We start from the raw sequence: 16,644 nt of genomic DNA, 5'->3' as shown, positions 1-16,644 counted from the left end.
GCTCAGGCGGGGCGGCGCGCCTCGTCGACGAGGAGCACCGGGATGCCGTCGCGGACCGGGTAGGCGAGACCGCAGTCCTGGCCGGTGCAGATCAGCTCGGGGGTGGTCTCGTCTGCCGACTTGTCCTGGAGCGGGGAGTGGCAGGCGGGGCAGGCGAGGATCTCCAGGAGACCGGCTTCGAGCGGCATGGGGTTCCCTTCGGGGATGTGGATCGGGCCTGGTCAGCCTACCGCCGAGTCACCTCTGGTGACGGGTGGAGGAGGACCTCTGGTGACGGGTGGAGGAGGACCTCTGGTGACGGGTGGAGGAGGACCTCACGCGACGGGCGCAGGAGGACCTCCACCGTGGTCCCTGGAGGGGCTCGGCGGTACGGCGGGGTATCGGGTGCGGGTCCGCTGCTGGGGCTCCGCCCCAGGACCCGCGCCCCGAACGCCGGCGGGGCTGATTTCTGCCCACCGGCGTCCGACGGCGCGGGCGGCCGCGCTAAGCGCGGATCAGCGCCAGGACCTCGTCGCGGACCTTGGCGAGGGTGGCCTCGTCGCGGGCCTCCACGTTCAGGCGCAGGAGGGGCTCGGTGTTGGAGGCGCGGACGTTGAACCACCAGTCGGCGCTGGTGGCGGTGAGGCCGTCCAGTTCGTCGAGGGTGACGCCCTCCGCGGAGCCGTAGGCGGCCTTCACGGCGGCGAGGCGGGCCGTCTGGTCGGCGACGGTCGAGTTGATCTCTCCGGAGCCCGCGTAGCGGTCGTAGGAGGAGACCAGGGCCGAGAGGGGGCCGTCCTGGCCGCCGAGGGCCGCCAGGACGTGGAGCGCGGCGAGCATGCCGGTGTCCGCGTTCCAGAAGTCCTTGAAGTAGTAGTGCGCCGAGTGCTCGCCGCCGAAGATGGCGCCGGACTTGGCCATCTCCTCCTTGATGAAGGAGTGGCCGACGCGCGTGCGGACGGGGGTGCCGCCGTTCTCGCGGACGACCTCGGGGACGGACCAGGAGGTGATCAGGTTGTGGATCACGGTGCCGGTGCCGCCGTTGCGGGCCAGTTCGCGGGCGGCGACCAGGGCGGTGATGGCGGACGGGGAGACGCCCTGGCCGCGCTCGTCGACGATGAAGCAGCGGTCGGCGTCGCCGTCGAAGGCGATGCCGAGGTCGGCGCCCTCGGCCAGTACGCGGGCCTGGAGGTCGACGATGTTCTTCGGGTCGAGGGGGTTGGCCTCGTGGTTCGGGAAGGTCCCGTCCAGCTCGAAGTACATGGGGACCAGGTCCAGCGGGAGGCCCGTGAAGACGGTGGGGACGGTGTGCCCGCCCATGCCGTTGCCCGCGTCGACGACGACCTTGAGCGGGCGGACGGCGGTGAGGTCGACCAGGCCCTTCAGGTGGTCGGCGTAGCCGGTGAGGGTGTCCTGCTCGGTGACGGTGCCGGGGACGGTGCCGGCGGGGATCGCCGGGGCGCCCTCGTCGCTCCACTTCTCGGCGAGCTCGCGGATGGTGGACAGGCCGGTGTCCTGGCCGACCGGGGCGGCGCCGGCCCGGCAGAGCTTGATGCCGTTGTACTGCGCCGGGTTGTGCGAGGCCGTGAACATCGCGCCCGGCAGGTTCAGCTTGCCGGAGGCGTAGTACAGCTGGTCGGTGGAGCACAGCCCGATGAGGGTGACGTCCACGCCGCGGGCGGCCGCGCCGCGCGCGAAGGCGCCCGACAGGGCCGGGGAGGAGGGCCGCATGTCGTGGCCGATGACGATGGCCCGGGCACCGGTCACCTCGACGAAGGCGGCACCGAACAGCTCGGCCAGGTGCTCGTCCCACTCGTCCGGCACCACGCCTCGTACGTCGTACGCCTTGACGATGTTCGAAAGATCGGTGGCCACTGCGTGCCCTCCTGAAGGTGGTGTGCGGTGAGGCAAACCTACCGTGGCCGCAGGGCGGCTTTTCAGATCAACTGAATGTCAGGAATCCGGCGAGCGCAAGACGCGCAGGTGCCCGCGACGCGTCTCCCCGGTGCCGGGACCGCCCTGACCAGCGCCGCCGGCCCCGGCCGCGCGCTCCGGCGGACGGGCCGCCTCGCGCACGGCGTTGGCGAGGGCTTCGAGGTCGTCACCAGTGGGGCGCGAGGGCGCCGAACCATCGGTGAGGCGTACGACGTCCCAGCCGCGCGGGGCGGTCAGGCGCTCCGAGTGCTCGGCGCAGAGGTCGTAGCAGTGGGGTTCGGCGTAGGTGGCGAGCGGGCCGAGAACTGCGGTCGAATCGGCGTAGACGTACGTCAGAGTCGCGACGGCAGGGCGGCCGCACGCGGTGCGCGAACAGCGACGTACAAGGCTCACGACGTTGGACGGTACCGCACTCTTGACCGGGCCGCGACGACACTCCCCCGCCCGCTCCCCCGTGTCGTGCGATCTCCCCCGCCCCGGCGCGGATGTGCGGGCTACGCTGCGGGGGTGACGGACAGCACTCTGCCTCCCCCTCCCGTGCCCCCTGCCGCCTCCCTGCCCGGCGGGTCCCCCTCCGGTGAGCCTCGGGTGCGGCGGCGCGACCGGCACGGCCGCGGGATGCGCGGGCCGGTGGCCCCTCCGCAGGTACCGCTGTCGGCGAGCCGGGGGGAGCTCTTCGGGGACCTCGTACGGGACTCCGTGGAGCGGCTGGAGCGACGGTGGCCGCAGCTGGCGGAGGTTGAGTTCATGATCGGCGACGTGCCTGGGCCGCCCGGGGGGGCGGAGGCCGGGTGGAACGACGAGGCGGTGCCGTTGGGGGCGCTGGCGGAGGCCGCGGACGGGCGGCCGGCCCGGATCGTGGTGTTCCGGCGGCCGGTGGAGATTCGGGCGAAGTCTCGGGACGAGCGGGCGATGCTGGTGCACGAGATCGTGGTGGAGCAGGTTGCGGAGTTGTTGGGGCTGTCGCCCGAGACGGTGGATCCGCGGTACGGGTCCGACTAGGGTCGCCGCCCTTGCCGGGCAGGCCCGCGTCGGCCCGGCCCGGCCCGCCTGCGCCGGCCTGCCTCGCGTCGGCCCGCCTCGCGTCGGCGGTGCTGGGAGGCGGCCCTGCGGGGCTGTCCCCTACCCGCCCTTCCACCGTTCCCCGGGCGCTGCCCGGACCCGGTCCTCAAACGCCGGACGGGCTGAGAGTGTCGGGCTGCGCCCGGAACCCCTGGGGCTCCGCCCCAGACCCCGGTCCTCAAGCGCCGGACGGCTGAAGGGCGCCCGGCGGCTGGAATGCCCGCCTACTGCGTCAGGACCGAGAGGTCCTGGGTGGCCTTGGGGACCGAGACCGTGGAGTGGTCGTCCGAGAGGGTTTGGGTGGTGAACATCGGGATGCCGTCGCGGGGGATCGTCAGGGTGCGGGACGCGTGGACGGGGCCGCCCGAGAGGGTTTCCACGGTGAGGGCGTAGGCGCCCTTGCCGCCCGCCGGGGCGAGCGTCAGGGTCTGCGTGGTGCCGCCCTTGACCGTGACCTCCTGGGAGGCGGGTTCGCCGCCGTCCGTGCCGGGCGTGGCCGTCACCTTGACCTTGGCGTCGGCTCCGGGCGGGGCCGTCAGCGACAGCAGGGTGGCGTTCGCCTCGGGGCGGTTGTCGGCGACGGTGGCCCGCGTGCCGACGGGGGCGGCGGCCTGGATGAAGCCGGTCTCCTGCTTGGCTCCGCTGCCGCGGACCACCCGTAGGGCGGCGACCACCGGGACGACGGGCTTCTTGGCGTCGGCCGGGGACAGGACCAGGGAGCCCGCCTCGCCTCGGGTGACGTCCTTGAGGTCGAGGCTCGCGGTCATGCCGGCCTTGACGTGGAGCCGCTCGCTGCCCGCGGGGCTGATCGAGCCGTTCGGCCCGGCCAGCTTCACCTGGAGGTCCGCGTCCTCGTCACCGGGGGCGAAGGCGACCAGCCGTACGGAGGTGGCGTCCGCCGGGATGCCGGGCAGGACCAGGGTGCCCGCCGGGTCCACGGAGGCGGGCAGCCAGTCGGAGCCGACGCCTTCCTCGCCCGCCTGGGCGGTGGCCCCGACCCGGCCCGCGCGGGTGGTGACGTGGGCGGTGACGTCCGCGAGCTGTGCGCCGGGGGCGAGGGAGGCCAGGGAGATGGCCTTGCTGGACTTCGGGTCGATGCGGATGTTCTCGCTGGTGCCCGCTTCGGCCTTGACCGCGCCGTCCGGGCCGAACATCTTGATGTCCACCACGGCCGCGGTGTCGTCGGGGTTGGTGAGGTGGACGTAGTCCTCGCGGCCCTTGGCGGTGCTCACGCCGGGGAACCAGAAGTCGGTGCCGGGCCGGGTGCAGCCGACGCCGAGCAGGCCGCGCGTACGGCCGACCGAGACCACGGTGGTCTGCTGCGCGCTCCAGCCGGGGGCGAGGAACCCGTCGGCCACGCCGCTGAGCGCGGGGGCCTCGGCGCCGGAGGCCTGGGCGCGCACGGGCTTGCCGGGCTCCTTGAGTTCCAGGACGGTCTTGGCTTCCTTGGTCGCGCCCAGCAGCCGGGCCGTGCCCTTGCCTCCGGGGGCGGCCGTGCCCGGGGTGATCGCCGTGTACAGGGTCTCGGCGATGTCGGAGGTGCTGGGCGCGGGGCACACCAGCAGGGACCGCTCGACCGGCATCCGGGCCGCCGACTTGCCCGCCGAGGCGGTGGAGGCCCCGTCGGCGGCCGGTGCGGTGAGGGTGGCGAGGCCGGTGACGGCGGCCAGGGCGGCCGTGACGGCGGCGAGCGTGAGGGGTACGCGCTGCTTCACTGCTGGGGGCTCCCGTCCGGACGCGGGGCGTGCTGCCCGTCGTGCTGGCTGTCGTGCTGGCCGTAGGGGTCGTAGCCGTCGGTGGCTTCGTAGCCGTCGTGGGGGGCGGGCTGCTGCCCGTAGGGCGGGTACGGCTGCTCGTACGGCTGATCGGGCTGGTACGGCTGCTCGTACTGGGCGTCCGGGTGGCCGGTGTACTGCTGCTGCTGCTGCGGCTGCTGCCCGTACGGGTACTGGTCGTACTGCTGGGGCTGCTGCTGCTCCTGGCCGCCGTAGGCGTAGCCGCCCTGGTCTCCGTACGCCGGCTGCTGGTAGGCGTACGCGTCGTCGCCGTACGCCTGCTGCGCGGGGATCTGCGCGTACGGGTCGGCCGCGACGGCCGCCTCGGCGGGGGCGGACTCGGGCCGGCGTTCCGGCTCGGACTGCTCGCGCAGGCGGCGGGCCCGGCGGCCTTCGCCGTGCTCCTCCGCGGCGGCGGCCTCCTCCTCGGGGAGGTCGTCGTCGAGGCGGGCGCGGCGGCCCGGCAGGGCCATGACCAGGAGCACCAGGGCGAGCAGGCCCTGGGCCCAGTGCCAGGCGGTCAGGGTGAGGGCGTCCTCGTGGGCGAGGTCGAGCTCGCCGCCGGCGGCGGGGAGTTCGAAGCCCTGCGCCCAGCCGTCGAGCGTCTTGGGCTGGAGCGGCTTGCCGTCGAGGGTGGCCCGCCAGCCGGCGTCGGCCCGGTCGGCGATGCGCAGGACGCGGCCGGCCTCGCCCGCCGGGATCTTGGTGCGGGCCTCGACGGGGCCGGAGGCGACGGGGATGGGTGCCTCGCCGGGCTTGCCGGAGACGATGACGGCGCGGGCGACCTGCCGGTCGAGGCGCCACAGGGCGCTGCCTTCGAGCTTGCTGAGGCGGCTGAGGCCGGGGGTGGCGTCGAGGACGCGGCCGATCTCCTGCGGGGCGCCGTCGCGGACGAGGACGTAGCGGATGGCGAAGCCGCCGAGCTGGTCGGTCTGGTCGGCGCCGGAGCCGGCGACGAGGCTGGAGACGACCTTGTCGAGGCGGGCGTCGCTGCCGGACCGGTCGGCGAGTTCGGCGTCGCCGAGGCGGCCGCCGGAGCCGCGGACCAGGCTGTAGGAGAGGGCGGCCGGGGAGTCCGCGCCGATGACGAGGGTGCGGGCCTGGTCGCGGGTTCCGCTCTCTTCGGCGACGAAGGCGGGGACCTGGACGGGGTCGCGGCGCTCCAGCGGCCCGGCGGCTCCGCTGAGCATCCAGCCGGCCGCGCCGACGAGCGGGCCGACGGCGGCGGCGAGCGCGATCAGGGCGGCGAGGGGCTGGCGCCAGCCGAAGCTGCGGGCGGCGACGCGCTCCTTGGCCCCGTCGGCGCCGATGACGGCGGCGGCCAGCAGGGCGAGGCCGTAGACGAGGGTGGCGGGGCCGGCCCAGGCGGTGCGGTTGACGAGGACGGCAAGGACCAGCGCGGCGAGCGCGGTGACCCAGGCGGCGCGTACGGCGAACTGCCGGTCGGCGCGCAGCAGGGCGGCCAGGGCGGCGAGGACGACGCCGAGGAGGATCAGGCCGCCGGCGGTGCGGGGGCCGCCGGGGCTGATGCCGAGCAGGTCCAGTGCGGTGGCCGAGCCGGCGCCGTAGGGCAGTCCGGCCTCGCGCAGGAAGCGCGCGGGGTGGGTGAACAGGCTCAGCGACCAGGGGGCGAGCACGAGGAGCGGGACGCCGAGCGTCGCGAGGAGGCGGGGGCCGTACGTCTTCCAGTGCGCGCGGCGCAGGACCAGCGCGGCGGCTCCGAGGACGGCGGCGAGCGGCCAGACGACGGGGGTGAAGGCGGTGGCCAGGGTCAGCAGGAGGGTGTGGGTCCAGGCGGAGCGCCAGCTGCCCTCGCCCTCGCCGAAGCCGAAGGCGGCGACGGCGGAGCGGGCGATGAGCGGGAGCAGGATCGCGAGGACTGCGGTGCCGAGGCGGCCGCCGGCGAGGGCTCCGGTGACGGCGGGGAGGAAGGCGTAGGCGATGGCCGCCCAGGCGCGCAGCAGCCGGGATTCCACCAGCGGCCGGGAGGCGAAGTAGGCGGTGAGGCCGGCGAGCGGGACCGAGCAGACGAGCAGCAGGGTCAGGGCGGCGTCGGTGGAGCCGAGGAGCAGGGTGGAGAGGGCGCCGAGGACGGCGAGGTAGGGCGGTGCTCCGGCGGTGGTGCCGGTGCCGACGGGCTGCCAGCCGTCGGCGTAGACGCGCCAGAGGTCGAGTCCGCCGTCGGGGGCGGGGAGCAGGGCTCCGCCCATCAGGGAGCCGCTGCCGAGGAGGGAGCGGCAGGCGATCAGGGAGACGAGCAGGAGGAGGCCGAAGAGGACGGGCGCGGGCTTGCGGGCGATCCGCTTGAGGCGCGCGAACTGTTCGATGTCCAGGTAGTCGGCGTCGTCTCCGCCGGGTCCCGATTCGACGGCTCCGCCGTGCCGGCCGGCGGCGCTGGTCTCGGTGTCGCCGTCGGCGCCGAAGTAGCCGGCGAGCTGTTCGGCGTTGGCGCGCAGGCTGGCGCCGGGCGGCGGGAAGAGGGGGCGCAGTTCCTTGGCGGAGACGGCGGCGCGACCTCTGCGGCGGCGGGCTCCGAGGATCCGGCCGGGGCGGAGCAGGGTGGCGAGGAGGCCGGTGATCTCGTCGACGGCCTGTCCGGGGGCCTTGCCGACGAGGTAGGCGAGGGTGCGCAGGACGGTGCCGAAGAGGATGCGCAGCATGACGTACGGGAGGGCGCGGCCGGGGCTGTTGGCCAGCAGCGTGTAGACGGCGCCGGCCTTGTCGACGCGGTGCGGGCTGGCGGCGGAGCGGCCGACGCAGTCGACGGTGCGGCGTTCGCGGGCGGAGGCCTCGGCGTGCCGCAGTACGGCGTCGGGGGCGATGAGGACGGTGTGGCCGGCGCTCTGGACGCGCCAGCACAGGTCGACGTCGTCGCGCATGAGGGGCAGGCGGCGGTCGAAGCCGCCGAGGGCGTCGTAGACGTCGCGGCGGATCAGCATGCCGGCGCTGGACACGGACAGGACGGGCTGGACCTGGTCGTGCTGGCCCTGGTCCTGTTCGCGCCGGTCGAGGCCGGTCCAGCGGCGGCCGCTGCGGGCGATGGTGACGCCGACTTCGAGGAGCTGCTTCTTGTCGTACCAGCCGCGCAGTTTGGGGCCGATGACGGCGGCTTCGGGGTTCTCGTCGGCGACGCGCAGCAGTTCGGCGAGGGCGTCGGGCTCGGGTGCGCAGTCGTCGTGGAGCAGCCAGAGCCACTGGACGGGTTCGCCGTGGGGCAGGTCGGGGAGGTCGTACGTGTCGTCGCGCCAGGTGCGGCTGACGGGATCCCAGCCGGAGGGGCGCTTGAGGTACGGGAGTTCCTCGGGGGTCAGGGTGCCGGCGGTGCGGGCGGCTTCGTCGACGGCCGCGCCGAAGCCGGTGCGGCGGGCGAGGTGCAGGACCCGGTCCTCGCCGAGGGCCTCGCCGAGCAGGCGCGCGGATTCGTCGGCGCTGCCGGTGTCGGCGGCGATGTGGCTCTGGGCGGGGCGTTCCTGGCCGAGGAGACCGGCGAGGGTCCGGGGCAGCCAGCGGGAGCCGTCATGGGCGACGAGGACCGCGGTGACGACGTGCCGGGGGAACTCTGGTGCGGCGGCAGCCTGGTGGGAGGCGCTCGACTGGCTGTGCAGGGACATCGCGGTACGGGCCCTCCGGCCGGGGGTCCGGGGGTGTTGTGCCCTCGGAGGCTGCTGGACAGCGCCCCACACTAACGGCTGGGAACACAGCGGTCCGCCTCCTGCGGGGAAGGTGCAGGAGGCGGACCGTTTGCTCTGCTCGGTGCCGTGCTGTTCGTGCCGTTCGCTGTACTGCGTTTTGTACCGATGTGTGCACTGCGGCCGCTGCCGTGCGTGAGGCCGGATGCACAGGCGGCTATGCCGTCGGGCGTGCCGCTGGATATGTCGCCGGATATGTCGTGGGCCGTGCCGCGGGCCGTGCCGCGGGCCCTGCCGTGGGCGCCGTTCGGTGCGCGCCGAGGGCGCTTCAGACGGCGGCCTTCTTCAGGCGTCGCCGCTCGCGCTCGGACAGTCCGCCCCAGATGCCGAATCGCTCGTCGTTGGCGAGGGCGTACTCAAGGCATTCCGAGCGGACTTCGCAGGCGAGGCAGACCTTCTTGGCCTCGCGGGTCGAGCCGCCCTTCTCGGGAAAGAAGGACTCGGGGTCGGTCTGGGCGCAGAGAGCTCGCTCCTGCCATCCGAGCTCTTCGTCCGCCTCCTCGACCAGCAGTTCCTGAACCAGCTCGGTCATGTGCGCCCCTCGCTCTGTCTGTGCGTCCCCGTGGTCATGCCGTCACTCATCGCTACGTAACGACACGAGTGAAATTACAAGTGCGGGGCTCCAGCGCAGTCAAGCCGAGATCTGCTATTGGGCCCCTTATTCACTCTGCGGAACCAAGCCTATGCAGAAAGTGTTCAAATCGCCAAAAATCGTGACACATGCCACAGGCGCTATCCGAGGGACCCCCTCCCCCGTAGTCGACGCGTCACTCTGTGGTGGGGTTCCGATCCAGCCGAAGAAGCGGCGCAGATCACATTTCAGCCACAGAACGACATCGCACGTCTTTACGGGTTTGAGAGCCGCCACAGCGGGATGCGGCACGACTCGAAGCGCCACATCCCCTGACACTGACTGCACAAACCTTTCTCCGCGCACGGTAACCGGATGAGGTGAAACTTTTCTACCAAATCGGACATTGGGTTGACAGTCCGGCCCCCCACCCGGTCTTCTTGTAGCCATGTCAGCGCCCTCAGCCGCCACCCGGACCCCCATTCGTGGGTTCCTGTGCGCTGCCCAGGTTCGCTGTTGCTGTTGCAGCTGTTGATGCCTCGGGAGCTCCGGCTCCCCTGAGCTCCAGCTCGCCCCCACAGCAACCGCCGCACGACTGACATCCGTCGAGGAACCCCCCGATGAACAGCACCAACACCCTGAACACCACCCCCACCACCGATGCATCCGCCGATGCATCCACCGCGATGGTCGAGAGCGACCTCCAGATCGCCGGCGACATCCTCTCCGTACAGCACCTCCTGCAGCCCGCCCGCGAGCACCCGGCCACCGTCGCCGAGTTCGTGGGCCTCGCGCGTTCCATCGCCGCCGACCGCTCCGAGTGGGAGCACCTGGTCCGGTACGACGCCACGACCCGCTGGTACCACCGGCTGCGCACCGGCCCCGGCTACGAGGTCTGGCTGCTGAGCTGGGTCCCCGGCCAGGGCAGCGGCCTGCACGACCACGGCGCCTCCTCCGGCGTGCTGACCGTCCTGGACGGCGAGCTGACCGAGCACACCGCCCGCGGCCCGCTCGCCCTCGGCGCCGGCTCCCAGCGCGTCTTCGCCCCCGGCTACGCCCACGAGGTGCAGAACGACAGCCTCGACGGGGCCGTCAGCCTGCACGTGTACTTCCCCGGCCTGACCGAGATGCCGATGCACAGCTGCTCTCCGGCCCGGCCCGAGGCCCTCTCCGTCTAGGCCGTCTGCCCGCCTGACGGTCCCGCCCCGTCGCCCGACCACCACCCCTCAGGGGATCGGCCTGCGGCTGAGAGACTGTCGGCATGCGCATTGTTGTTCTGGCCGGCGGCATCGGCGGCGCCCGTTTCCTCCGAGGTCTCCAGTCCGCCGTTCCCGACGCGGACATCACGGTCATCGGCAACACCGGTGACGACATTCACCTGTTCGGGCTCAAGGTCTGCCCCGATCTGGACACCGTGATGTACACCCTCGGCGGTGGCATCAACGAGGACCAGGGATGGGGCCGCACCGACGAGTCCTTCACCGTCAAGGAGGAACTGGCCGCGTACGGGGTCGGACCGACCTGGTTCGGCCTCGGTGACCGCGACTTCGCCACCCACATCGTCCGTACGCAGATGCTCGGTGCGGGCTACCCGCTCAGCGCCGTCACCGAAGCCCTCTGCGACCGCTGGCAGCCCGGCGTCCGGCTGCTCCCCATGTCCGACGACCGCGTCGAGACGCACGTCGCGATCACCGACTCCCAGAGCGGCGAGCGCCGGGTCATCCACTTCCAGGAGTACTGGGTCCGGATGCGTGCCGCGGTGGACGCCGAGGCCGTCGTCCCCGTGGGCGCCGAGCAGGCCAAGCCCGCGCCCGGAGTCCTGGAGGCCATCGCGGCCGCCGACGTGATCCTCTTCCCGCCGTCCAACCCCGTGGTGTCGGTGGGGACCATCCTCGCCGTACCCGGCATCCGCGAGGCCGTGGCCGCCGCCGCGGCCCCCGTGGTGGGCCTCTCCCCCATCGTCGGGGGCGCCCCCGTGCGCGGGATGGCCGACAAGGTGCTCGCCGCCGTGGGCGTCGAGTCCACCGCCTCGGCCGTCGCCCTGCACTACGGCACCGAGCTGCTCGACGGCTGGCTCGTCGACACCGCCGACGCGGACTCCGTCGCTGCGGTGGAGGCCGCCGGCATCACCTGCCGGGCGGTCCCGCTGATGATGACCGACCTGGCCGCCACCGCGGAGATGGCGCGGGCCGCGCTGGAACTGGCGGAGGCCTCCCGGTGACCGCCCCGCACGTGCCCTCGTACGAGGTCCGGGCCCTCGGCGGGATCCCCGAGGTGCGGCCCGGGGACGACCTGGCGGCGCTGATCGCCGCCGCCGGGCCGGAGCTGTGGGACGGCGACGTCCTGCTCGTCACCTCGAAGATCGTCTCCAAGGCGGAGGGCCGGATCGTCCGCGCCGATTCGCGCGAGGAGGCGATCGACGCCGAGACCGTACGGGTCGTCGCGCGCCGCGGGACCCTGCGGATCGTGGAGAACCGGCAGGGGCTGGTCATGGCGGCGGCCGGGGTCGACGCCTCGAACACCGAGGCCGGCACCGTCCTGCTGCTGCCCGAGGACCCCGACGCCTCGGCCGCCGCGATCCGGACGGGCCTGCGGGAGCTGCTCTCCGTGGACGTGGGCGTGATCGTGACGGACACCTTCGGGCGGCCGTGGCGCACCGGGCTCACCGACGTGGCGATCGGCTCGGCCGGCGTACGGGTCCTGGACGACCTGCGCGGCGGCACCGACGCCCACGGGAACCCGCTGAGCGCGACGGTCGTCGCGACCGCCGATGAGCTGGCCGCCGCCGGCGACCTGGTCAAGGGCAAGGCCGAGGGCCTTCCGGTGGCGGTGGTGCGCGGGCTGGCGCACGTACTGGGCGAGGGGTCCTCGGCGGCCGACCTGGTGCGCTCGCCGGCCGACGACATGTTCCGGCTGGGCACCTCGGAGGCGGTACGGGAAGCCGTGACGCAGCGGCGTACCGTACGGGCCTTCACGTCCGAGCCGGTGGACCCGGGCGCGGTGCGCCGCGCGGTGGCGGCCGCCGTCACGGCACCGGCCCCGCACCACACGACGCCGTGGCGGTTCGTCCTGCTGGAATCGGCGGGTGCGCGGCTGGAGCTGCTGGACGCGATGCGGGACGCCTGGATCGATGACCTGCGGCGGGACGGGAAGTCCGAGGAGTCCATCGCGAAGCGGGTCCGGCGGGGCGACGTCCTGCGGGCCGCGCCGTACCTGGTGGTGCCCTGCCTGGTCACCGACGGCGCGCACGACTACGGGCACGCCCGGCGGGACGCGGCGGAGCGGGAGATGTTCGTCGTCGCGATGGGCGCGGGCGTGCAGAACTTCCTGGTCGCGCTGGCCGGGGAGCGGCTGGGCTCCGCGTGGGTGTCCTCGACGATGTTCTGCCGGGACTTGGTGCGCAAGGTGCTCGGGCTTCCGGAGGACTGGGATCCGATGGGGGCGGTGGCCGTGGGCCACGCCGCGGTCGCTCCGGCGGAGCGGGCGGGGCGGGCTGCGGAGGAGTTCATCGAGGTGCGGTGACCCTGCGGGGGCCGATCGGCACTTAGAGCTTGCCGATGTCGCTCCGGGGCATCCGCGGGGCCCGGCGGGGCGGGGCGGCGCCGGCCAGGAGGACGAGCCGGGCCGCGCGGTGGCGCTGGCCGGCGTAGGGGGCGAGGAGCTCCAGCATGGCGGCGTCGTCGGCGTCCCGGTCCCCGGCCAGGGCGTAGCCGATGATGCCGGGCAGGTGGAGGTCGCCGGTGGTGACGGCGTCGGCGGCGCCGTTGCTGCGCTGGAGGGTTTCGGTGGAGGTCCACGGGCCGATGCCGGGGATCGCCTCCAGCCGGGCGGTGGCCGCCGGCAGGTCCATGGCGGTGGCCTCTTCGAGGCGGGCGGCGTGGCGGGCCACGCGGACGATGGTGGCCGAGCGCTTGGAGTCGACTCCGGCCTTGTGCCAGTCCCAGGAGGGGATGAGGGTCCAGGTGCGGGGGTCGGGCATGACGTAGAGGGTGCTGCCGGCGCCGCGGCCGCCTCCGTCCGGGCCCGGGCCCGGAGCCGGTTCGCCGTACTGGCGTACGAGGCGGCGCCAGGCGCGGTACGCCTCGTCGGCGGTGACCTTCTGTTCCAGGACCGTCGGGATCAGGGACTCCAGGACCAGGCCGGTGCGGGTCAGGCGCAGGCCCGGGCGACGGCGGTGGCTGGCGTGCACGAGGCGGTGGCGGGGGACGAAGGCGGCCGGGTCGTCGGCGGAGCCGAGCAGCTCGGGCAGGCCGTCGAGGATCCAGTCGGCGCCGGGGCCCCAGGCGGTGGCGGTCACCTCGGTCCCGTCCCGCGCGACACGGAGCGTGGCCGGGCCGGCGGGGGTGCGGCTGGCCCGCCAGACCGCTCCCGCGGTGGCCCGGAAGGTGGGGTCGGCGGGGCCGCGTCTGAGGGGGCCGAGGATGAGGCCCAGGTCCACCGGGCCGGGTGGGGTCCAGGTGCGGGTTCCTGGGCGGGGGGCTGTGCGGGGGGCTGAGCCGGGGGCTTGGCTGGTGCGCGGGCCCGGGGCCGGGCCGTCGCTCGGGCTGGTGCCCGGGCCGTCCGTGCCCTGGGGCGCCGCCGGGGTGGGGTCGGGCACGGTGGTGCGGCCGCCGCGGATCGCGGTGCGGGTGAGTGGGTCGTAGCGGCCGGCCATGCCTTGAGCGTAGCCCTGCGGGGCCGTCCCCTACCCGCCCTTCCACCGTTCCCCGGGCGCCGCCCGGACCCGCGCCTCAAACGCCGGCGAGGCTGAGTGTGTCCCCGGGCGCCGCCTGGACACCGGTCCTCTAACACCGGACGGGCTGGAAGGGGTCCCGGGCTGCGCCCGGACCCCCTGGGGCTCCGCCCCAGACCCCGCTCCTCAAACGCCGGAGGGGCTGGATTGCCCGCAGGGCAATTCCAGCCCCTCCGGCGTTTGAGGAGCGGGGGTTCCGGGGGCTGGCCCCCGGCAACGGCGCCGCACGCGGCAAGGGTCCGGGCCGAGCCCGGGGAACGGGCGAAGGGCGGGTAGGGGAACTCGCCCCGCAGGGCCAAGCCAGCCACACCCGCCCACCGGCCCCACGCCGCGACGGCAGTGGCGGAAGCCCCGTCCGGCCACCGCCGGACGGAGTCCGGCGCAGCGGGCCGAAGCCGGGGAGGCCCGCCAGGGCCGGACCGTGCGAGGGACGCGTCAGAAAGGTGCGCGGCGTGTTGAGAAGGGATCAGGGGCGGCCCTGGAGTTTGGCCGAGGCGGTTCGGGTGGGGGGGAGTTGGGTGTAGAGGTGGCGGCCGGGGCATTCCGTGGCGAAGCCGTCGCGGTGGCCCGAGATGACGTTCAGGCGGACGTTGCTGCCCTTGGCGTAGAGGTTGCCGCCGCCCGAGCGGAGGGTGGTCTTCGCGCGGGGGTCCGCTCCGAAGAGGCCCAGCTTCCAGGCCGTGAGGCGGGCCACCGCGTCGACCGCCGCCTTGGGGGGCGCCGTGGAGGCGAAGGTGCCGATGACCGCCACGCCCATGCTGTCCGTGTTGAAGCCCATGGTGTGCGCGCCGAGCACCGCCTTGGCGACTCCGCCCGCCCGGCCCTCGTAGACGGTGCCGCACTTGTCGACGGCGAAGTTGTAGCCGATGTCGCGCCAGCCGCTGCTGACCACGTGGTAGCGGTACAGGCTGCGCAGGACGGCCGGGGCGTCCTTGCAGGCGTAGTTGTTGCCCGAGGCCGTGTGGTGGACGAAGGCGGCCTTGACCGTGTTCGTGTAGACGAAGCCCTTCTCGCGCAGGCTCTCGTCCGCGCCCCATCCCAGCCGGGTGACGATCTTCGGGCGCGGGCCGATGTACGGGGCGGCCGCGAGCGCCTCGTCGACGAGGACCGCGTCGGCGGTGGAGTCGGCCTTGTTGAGGGCGGGGATCTCCTGGGCTCCCAGGGGGGCCATCGGCACGTTGGCGGAGGAGGACTCCGCCATCTCCATGGTCATGCCGGGGAGGAGGGCCAGCTCCCCCTTGTCGTCGTCGTCGACGACGGGCGAGGCTTCTCCCGCGTTGCCGTTCTTCGCGTCCGACTGGGGGCGGGTCGTGTCTCCCGGGTCCACCAGTTCGATGCGCATGCCCGTCGGGAGCCCGCTGCTCACCACGCGGCCGCCCGGTTCCGCCTGGACGCGGACCTCGATGCCGTCGGACTGTCCGACCCACAGGGGGGCGGTGCTGCCGCGGACCCGGCCGGAGCCGCGTTCGACCGTGTCGGGGTCGGCGGCGTGTTCGCTGTTGTGGGTGTCGACGTCCTGCCATTCGGACCAGTCCGAGGTGGCCACCGAGCGGGTGCGGACCTGGACGCGGCCGTCGAGGTGGGTGCTCGCGTCGTCCCAGACGACGCCGACCAGGGAGAAGGTCTTGACCTCGCGCGCCGACAGGCCGCGCGTCTCGGGCAGCCGGGGCGAGGTGCTCATGCCGGGGACGCCGGGGGTTCGGTCCGCCGCGGGTCCCACGGGGACGAGCGGCAGGGACTGGGTGGATCCGGCTGGGGCCGCGGGGGCTGCCGAGTCCGCCCGGGCCGATGGCTGCGTCGCCGCCGGGTGGGCGAGGGCCGTGGAGGAGAGCGCGAGCGGCAGGGCCAGTGCGGCAGCCGTCGCGACGCCGATGGAGGAAGCAAGGAATGCACGCATGGAAAGGATGCTGGGGACTGCCGCGGGCCCGCGCCATCCGAGAACTGACGTACCGTCCGGCCCCGGCGGTGATACCCCTCCTCCGTACGGGGGATCGTGCTGCGGCCGTACGGAGGAGGGGGGCGGGCCGCCCCGCGTAGGCTCTGGTCCGTGAACGCCACTGACCGCACCCCTGCCGACCTGCTGCGATCCGCGCTCGCCGCCGATCCCGGCCGCCCGCTCGTCACCTTCTACGACGACGCCACGGGCGAGCGCGTCGAATTGTCCGTCGCCACCTTCGCCAATTGGGTGGCCAAGACCGCCAATCTGCTCCAGGGCGACCTGGGCGCCGAGCCCGGCGACCGGCTCGCCCTGCTGCTCCCCGCGCACTGGCAGAGCGCCGTGTGGCTGCTCGCCTGCGCCTCCGTCGGGGTCGTCGCCGAGGTCGGCGGGGATCCGGCCGGCGCCGATCTGGTGGTGAGCGGGCCGGACACCCTGGAGGAGGCCGCCGCGTGCTCGGGCGAGCGGGTGGCGCTCGCGCTGCGGCCGCTGGGCGGACGCTTCCCGCAGCCGCCGGCCGGGTTCGCCGACTACGCCGTGGAGGTGCCGGGGCAGGGCGACCGCTTCGCGCCCTTCCAGCCGGTGGACGCGGACGGCCCGGGGCTGGTGGTCGGCGGCGAGGAGCTCTCGTACGCGGGGATCTGCGAGCGGGCCCGCGAGGACGCGGTGAAGCTCGGCTTCGGCGAGGGGGCTCGGGTGCTGTCCCGCCAGGGCTACGACAGCTGGGAGGGTCTCTCGGCCGGGCTCTACGCGGCGCTGGCCACGGGCGGCTCCGTGGTGCTGTGCCGCAATGCCGAGGGGCTGGCGGACGGCGCGCTGGCCCAGCGGATCGAGAGCGAGCGGGTCACCCACACGGCCTGATCCGGCGCGGCCCCGCCGTCACCCACACCGCCCAACGCCGGATCTGACCGATTTGTCACCCACATGGCCCTATACAGGGCCGCGCCCCCGGGCCGCATCCAGCC

13 protein-coding genes are annotated in these 16,644 nt (G+C 74.1%); 5 read left to right on the top strand and 8 right to left on the bottom strand.

Going from position 1 to position 16,644, the window contains the following annotated elements; genetic code table 11:
• Nucleotides 1-2: 2 nt before the first annotated feature.
• The 3 genes from OG276_RS22965 to OG276_RS22955 all read right to left on the bottom strand — a co-directional run bounded on the left by OG276_RS22965 (nt 3) and on the right by OG276_RS22955 (nt 2,307).
• Nucleotides 3-188, bottom strand: coding sequence for a Trm112 family protein (locus OG276_RS22965; protein ID WP_266908273.1), 186 nt, complete (start codon nt 186-188; stop codon nt 3-5).
• A 295-nt stretch (nt 189-483) separates the two neighbouring features.
• Complete coding sequence (locus tag OG276_RS22960) at nt 484-1,854, bottom strand: phosphomannomutase/phosphoglucomutase (protein ID WP_266908271.1); 1,371 nt, start codon at nt 1,852-1,854, stop codon at nt 484-486.
• Nucleotides 1,855-1,932: 78 nt separating this feature from the next.
• Nucleotides 1,933-2,307: a DUF3499 domain-containing protein gene (locus OG276_RS22955; RefSeq protein WP_266908269.1), complete on the bottom strand. Its 375-nt coding sequence runs from the start codon at nt 2,305-2,307 to the stop codon at nt 1,933-1,935.
• Between the two features lie 225 nt (nt 2,308-2,532).
• Between OG276_RS22955 and OG276_RS22950 the strand changes: the two genes are divergently transcribed.
• Entirely contained in the window at nt 2,533-2,916 is a 384-nt protein-coding gene (locus OG276_RS22950) for a metallopeptidase family protein (protein WP_266913038.1), read from the top strand.
• A gap of 284 nt (nt 2,917-3,200) precedes the next feature.
• Here OG276_RS22950 and OG276_RS22945 read toward each other — a convergent pair whose 3' ends face one another.
• From OG276_RS22945 to OG276_RS22935, 3 genes are all read right to left on the bottom strand, one after another.
• Nucleotides 3,201-4,691, bottom strand: a complete 1,491-nt coding sequence (locus OG276_RS22945) for a DUF5719 family protein (RefSeq protein WP_266908267.1) — start codon at nt 4,689-4,691, stop codon at nt 3,201-3,203.
• Entirely contained in the window at nt 4,688-8,362 is a 3,675-nt protein-coding gene (locus OG276_RS22940; protein WP_266908265.1) for a glycosyltransferase family 2 protein, read from the bottom strand. Before OG276_RS22940 ends, OG276_RS22945 begins: the two co-directional genes overlap by 4 nt.
• Before the next feature lie 346 nt (nt 8,363-8,708).
• Nucleotides 8,709-8,972 (bottom strand): WhiB family transcriptional regulator, encoded by a 264-nt coding sequence (locus tag OG276_RS22935; protein WP_112450237.1) that lies wholly within the window; start codon nt 8,970-8,972, stop codon nt 8,709-8,711.
• A 725-nt stretch (nt 8,973-9,697) separates the two neighbouring features.
• Here OG276_RS22935 and OG276_RS22930 point away from each other — a divergent pair.
• From OG276_RS22930 to OG276_RS22920, 3 genes are all read left to right on the top strand, one after another.
• Complete coding sequence (locus OG276_RS22930; protein ID WP_266913036.1) at nt 9,698-10,189, top strand: cysteine dioxygenase family protein; 492 nt, start codon at nt 9,698-9,700, stop codon at nt 10,187-10,189.
• 83 nt (nt 10,190-10,272) lie between these two features.
• Nucleotides 10,273-11,232: a 2-phospho-L-lactate transferase gene (gene cofD, locus OG276_RS22925; protein ID WP_266908263.1), complete on the top strand. Its 960-nt coding sequence runs from the start codon at nt 10,273-10,275 to the stop codon at nt 11,230-11,232.
• On the top strand, nt 11,229-12,533 hold the full coding sequence (locus tag OG276_RS22920) for a coenzyme F420-0:L-glutamate ligase (RefSeq protein ID WP_266908261.1): 1,305 nt from the start codon (nt 11,229-11,231) through the stop codon (nt 12,531-12,533). Before cofD ends, OG276_RS22920 begins: the two co-directional genes overlap by 4 nt.
• Before the next feature lie 22 nt (nt 12,534-12,555).
• Here the strand turns inward: OG276_RS22920 and OG276_RS22915 are convergent, their stop codons facing one another.
• Entirely contained in the window at nt 12,556-13,665 is a 1,110-nt protein-coding gene (locus OG276_RS22915) for a DNA-3-methyladenine glycosylase (RefSeq protein ID WP_266908259.1), read from the bottom strand.
• A gap of 544 nt (nt 13,666-14,209) precedes the next feature.
• Nucleotides 14,210-15,640: a peptidoglycan recognition protein gene (locus OG276_RS22910; RefSeq protein ID WP_266908257.1), complete on the bottom strand. Its 1,431-nt coding sequence runs from the start codon at nt 15,638-15,640 to the stop codon at nt 14,210-14,212.
• Between the two features lie 150 nt (nt 15,641-15,790).
• On the opposite strand from OG276_RS22910, the gene OG276_RS22905 reads away from it, so the two are divergent.
• Entirely contained in the window at nt 15,791-16,540 is a 750-nt protein-coding gene (locus tag OG276_RS22905; RefSeq protein WP_266908255.1) for a TIGR03089 family protein, read from the top strand.
• Nucleotides 16,541-16,644 lie beyond the last annotated feature (104 nt).

It is taken from the genome of Streptomyces sp. NBC_00086, assembly GCF_026343255.1.
Classification (GTDB): domain Bacteria; phylum Actinomycetota; class Actinomycetes; order Streptomycetales; family Streptomycetaceae; genus Streptomyces.
This window is presented reverse-complemented; position numbering and strand designations above follow the sequence as displayed.